3 protein-coding genes and 1 pseudogene are annotated in these 4,739 nt (G+C 39.3%); 1 reads left to right on the top strand and 3 read right to left on the bottom strand.

Annotation, left to right across the window (positions count from 1 at the left end; translation table 11 throughout):
* On the bottom strand, window positions 1-2,468 hold a 2,468-nt coding region (locus tag JWR87_RS06685), incomplete at its 3' end, for a SusC/RagA family TonB-linked outer membrane protein (RefSeq protein ID WP_297817256.1).
* Window positions 2,469-2,722: 254 nt separating this feature from the next.
* Between JWR87_RS06685 and JWR87_RS06680 the strand changes: the two genes are divergently transcribed.
* Complete coding sequence (locus tag JWR87_RS06680) at window positions 2,723-3,535, top strand: NYN domain-containing protein (protein ID WP_297817253.1); 813 nt, start codon at window positions 2,723-2,725, stop codon at window positions 3,533-3,535.
* A gap of 37 nt (window positions 3,536-3,572) precedes the next feature.
* Here the strand turns inward: JWR87_RS06680 and JWR87_RS06675 are convergent, their stop codons facing one another.
* Together JWR87_RS06675 and JWR87_RS06670 are read right to left on the bottom strand one after the other, a co-directional pair.
* The gene (locus JWR87_RS06675; protein WP_297817250.1) at window positions 3,573-4,250 is read right to left on the bottom strand and encodes a response regulator transcription factor; all 678 of its coding nucleotides are present in this window, start codon (window positions 4,248-4,250) and stop codon (window positions 3,573-3,575) included.
* Between the two features lie 228 nt (window positions 4,251-4,478).
* Window positions 4,479-4,739, bottom strand: a pseudogene (locus JWR87_RS06670) (serine protease); the annotation flags it as partial.

Below are 4,739 nucleotides of genomic sequence, written 5' to 3'. Positions count from 1 at the left end.
CTTCGGCCACTATTAATTCTTGTATCAACAAAACCAGAAGCATCAGAGATTTGAGCCTGAACTATCTGGTCGGACGTAATTTTGCGGTAAGCTGCTACATCAAGATTTACTCTGTTATTAAACATTTTTAATTCCAGACCAATTTCTGCCTCCGCTATACGCATAGGCCTTAAGTTAGCATTAGGTACGGTAGTTCCATTTGGGCCGCCGACCGGCTGCGGCGCCCCGGCAGGATTAGGAAGCAAATTGGAATTAATTCCATAAAACAACAGATTGGCATAAGGCGGCACGTCGGTATCGCTGCCTACTTCAGCATAACCAACTCTTAATTTTCCGAACGATAACCACGCTGGCTGAAAATGTTCAGAAAAAACATAACTGGCAGAAACAGAAGGATATGATATACTCCTGTTATTTTCTGATAAAGTAGAGAACCAATCGTTCCGTAGTGTTCCGTTTATATATAAGGTGCGATTGTAGGAAATTTCAGCGGATCCGTAAACGGAGTTGACCCCTCTTTCTGATAAATCGTACAAAGGATCTTTTGCCCTTCCATTTTGTACAGTGTACAATCCTCTGATAACAAAATCCTGAACCTGTACACTGTTCACATCAGATCTCCTGCGCATTTGATTTGCGCCAGTAGTAAGGTTAAAGCCCATTTTGCCAAAGCTGCGGCTTGCTGAAACTAACACATCAGCATTAAATTCTCTAAACCGACGAGACTCTTGGGTATAAAGCCCGTTTACGAAACCGGCGGGCGCCGGACCTCTTGAAGCATGGCCCGTAGGGAAATTATTATAATCCTGGTCGCGGGACCAAAAATCTTGTCCAATTCTGCCTTGAATAAAAACTCCTTGGATGATGTCATACTTTGCTGAAATGTTTCCAAAAATTCTATCCCTTCTTACATTTTGAAACTGTTCTGCCAAAACCCAGTAAGGGTTCGTGCGGTTCATAAATCTTGAGTATATATATTCATTGCCCTGGGCGTTGTATTTGTTTGCCTCCAATACTTCCAGGGGCATAGAATTAGCCAGGTTATATATTGAGGTGGGTATCGAATTGTCCTGATTAGCAATATTGGGAGGATTTTTATTGGTCTCACGTGAATAATTAGCATTTCCGGAGAAACTAAATTTGTCGGATAATTTATAGCTAAAACCAAGATTAATCGTCTTGCGGTTAAAACTATTGTTTGGAACAATCCCTTTACTATCCATATTACCAAGGGAAAGATGCAATCCTCCTTTTTCACTACCTGTTTCTAACGTAACTGTATTAGTAAGATTTTGACCGTGACGATAAAATTTATTAATCCTGTTGTATTGAGGTTCATAAGGCACAACAAGATTATTAAATAAGACCTGGGTCATTCCTGGCTTAAATTTCTCACCGAAAGACCACTGCCCCGACGTTGGATTAGGAGTAGTAGGACGCACGCCCCCTTCGCCCTGGCCATATTCATATTGGTAATCGGTAAAATCTAATGGTTTGTCATTCGTGTAGTTTACGTTATACGTAACACCAAGTCCTTTACCTGCGCCGCGGGTTTTCGTTGTAATCATGATTACCCCGTTTTGGGCCCTCGAGCCATAAAGTGCGGCAGCAGGTGCCCCCTTAAGGATAGTCATGCTTTCTATGTCATCCGGATTAATACTGGATAAACCATCTCCTCCGTCAGAAGTATTTCCACCTCCTCTGACACCGATTGAATTATCAGATCCTACATTACCCGGGTTTGTTCCAAAATTGGTATTATCTACAGGAATACCGTTAATTACAATTAAAGGGTTGTTTTGACCCGAAATGGAAGATTGACCGCGAATCCTAATTTTAGATGTACCAGCAGGTCCCGTTCCCAAGCCACTAATATTAACTCCAGCCACTTTCCCTTGTAGTGCATTCATCAGGTTTGGGGTACGATTAACGGTAAGTTCATCAGCCTTTACATTGGTGGCAGAGTAACCTATGCTTCGCGATTGCCTGGTTATGCCTAATGCTGTTACAACTACTTCGCCAATGTTAGTTTCCTTCTGTATCAACGAAACAGCTCCAACAGATTGACCGGTTACCCTTATTTCCTGTGCTTCGTAGTTTACGTATTCCACTAGCAAAACATCTCCCGTTACCGCATTAATTTGAAAATTTCCATTACCATCTGAAACTACAGACCGGTTTTTTCCCTTAACCGAGATGGTTGCACCTGCAAGGGGGGTATTATCTTTAGTAGAAGTAACTTTCCCTCTTACAGGTTCCTGCCTGAACTGGCTCTCGGCCATACCTAAAGTCTGATCTTTTTTTGATGTGGCTTCGAAGGCATTTCTATTGCTTTGACCGTTTTTAGCAGATTGATTGTTGAAGTGATCACCCGAGGTAATGCTGGTTTGTGCTTCACAAAAAGGATAACTACCGAAAATAACACACAGGCAGAAAAATCCTCGCAGGGAACGTTTCATGAAATTCATATGGCAAGTTTAGTTTTAGCTATACTGGTGAGACATCGTTATTAGTAAAACATTTTAAACTTCAATTAAAGAGTTTATAAAATGCTTGTTAATATTAGTCAAATAATAAATAGAGAAGAAAAATTTGTTCGGGTTTTTTATAAAGGCTGTCACCCGCACTTCTTTTTTGAATGCCTGAACCGTTGCGTGAATTTTAAATCCATTGATTGCCACCACAAAAAAAGCATAACCGGATAATGCGTAAATTTGCAGTGATGGAAACAATTAAAGATTTACGACTTGCCGTTTTAATAGACGCAGACAACGTTCCATATAGTAATATAAAAGAGATGTTGGAAGAAATTGCGAAATATGGTACACCAACTTTTAAAAGAATATATGCAGACTGGACGAAGCCAACAGTTTCGGGATGGAAAGGGGTACTGTTGGAAAGCGCGATAACACCCGTACAACAATACAGTTATACCTCTGGCAAAAATGCCACTGACTCAGCAATGATTATAGATGCGATGGACATTTTATATTCAGGCAGGGTTGATGGATTTTGTATTGTTTCAAGCGACAGCGACTTTACAAGATTGGCAATAAGATTGCGAGAAGCAGGTATGAAAGTGTTCGGAATTGGTGAAAAGAAAACACCTGTGCCTTTTATTTCAGCATGTGATAAATTTATTTATATAGAGATTTTAAAGGGGGATTCAGCTCCCATAAAAAAGTCGGAAAAACCAGAACCGAAAAAATCCAGATCAAGGAAAAAGCTTAAGGTAGAAGTACCTGAAGTAGTGCCAGTGAAAACCGAAATAGAACCAATTGAAAATGTTGATACAGACCTGGTAAAACTGATTGAAGACAGCATCAACGACCTTGCCGACGAGGAGGGCTGGACATTTTTAGGAGACCTTGGAAATCTTATCTTAAAAAGACAACCAGACTTTGATCCAAGAAATTATGGCTTTAAAAAACTTGTTCCTTTGATAAAAAACCTTAACCGATTTGAGATAGATGAAAGAAGCACTGGAAAAAATAATATTATACTTGTGTACGTAAGGAATAAAAAAGTGGGTTGATTTGGTTGCTTTCTCTTATTCCGGCGGCTTTTAAAAATTAGTTTTCGGTAAACCGATATCCTGTTCCATAAACCGTTTTTATATAATCTTCGCACCCCGCATCTATTAGTTTTTTTCTAAGATTTTTTATGTGGGTGTAAATAAAATCATAATTGCTTACCTGCTCATATTCGTCGCCCCAGATATGCTCCGCGATAGCAGCTTTCGTTAATACCCGCCTTTTATTTGCTATAAAATATTCCAGTAACTGGTATTCCTTTTCAGTTAATTCCACCGCTTTGTTATTTACAGTTACACGTTGCGCTTCAGGGTCTAATTTAATTTCCTCAAATTGTATAATCTTGCTACCACCAAAATTTCTGCGACGAAGTATTGCATTGATACGGGCATTCAATTCAGACAAATGAAAAGGTTTGGTGAGATAATCATCAGAGCCATATTCCAATCCTTTTAATTTATCTTCGAGGGCATTTTTTGCCGAAATAATAATGATTCCTGCCTTAGACTCTATTTCCTTCAATTCTTTTACAATATCTAAACCACTTCCATATGGCAGCCCAATATCAACGACCACACAGTCGTAATTGAAGGTTCTTACTTTCTCTATTCCTGCAGCAAAATCTCCCACAGTTTCACAAACATACCCCTGGTGCTCAAGATATTTTTGAATCGATTGTTGCAATGCAGTTTCATCCTCTATTATCAAAATTTTCATTGCTGTCAACTTTTAATCGAAATTATAAATACTGCATAAAAAACCCCGCCTGCTAACAGACGGGGCTAACTAAACCAAACCCAAACTCACCTATTGTCATTTTGTAAGTTGTAAGTAGTGAGTTAGAGCAACGCCTTCACTATTCACCTTTCAGTTCACTAACCGCTGCTCGAAAACTCACTTTTCACTTTTCACTTTTCACCGCTCACTACTCACTACTCACATTCACTATTCCTGTCCGTTTAGATCGTTTAATGCGTATTGATACTCTGTCTGTGGTTGTTGTGGATACACACCACTTATGATCGCACTGTTACCGGCATTTTTTAAAGCAGCCTTCAGTTCATCAATAGTATTAATTCTTGTATTATTTACTTTAGTGATGATAAATCCTGCCTTAATTCTTGTTTGCTCAGTCAGTATACCTTGTCCAAGCTCTTTTACTACAACACCATTTGAAAGGCGTAATTGTGCTGCTTTGCTTTTATC

The sequence above is a fragment of the Segetibacter sp. genome (assembly GCF_025963695.1).
Classification (GTDB): Bacteria; Bacteroidota; Bacteroidia; order Chitinophagales; family Chitinophagaceae; genus Segetibacter.
Note: the sequence above shows the minus strand (reverse complement) of the source record. Positions and strands in the feature narration are given on the sequence as shown.

What these genes read in the sequence shown, in the direction of transcription:
- JWR87_RS06680 (WP_297817253.1), top strand. Translation starts at nt 2,723, where the DNA reads ATGGAAACAATTAAAGATTTACGACTTGCCGTTTTAATAGACGCAGAC.
- JWR87_RS06675 (WP_297817250.1), bottom strand. Translation starts at nt 4,250, where the DNA reads ATGAAAATTTTGATAATAGAGGATGAAACTGCATTGCAACAATCGATT.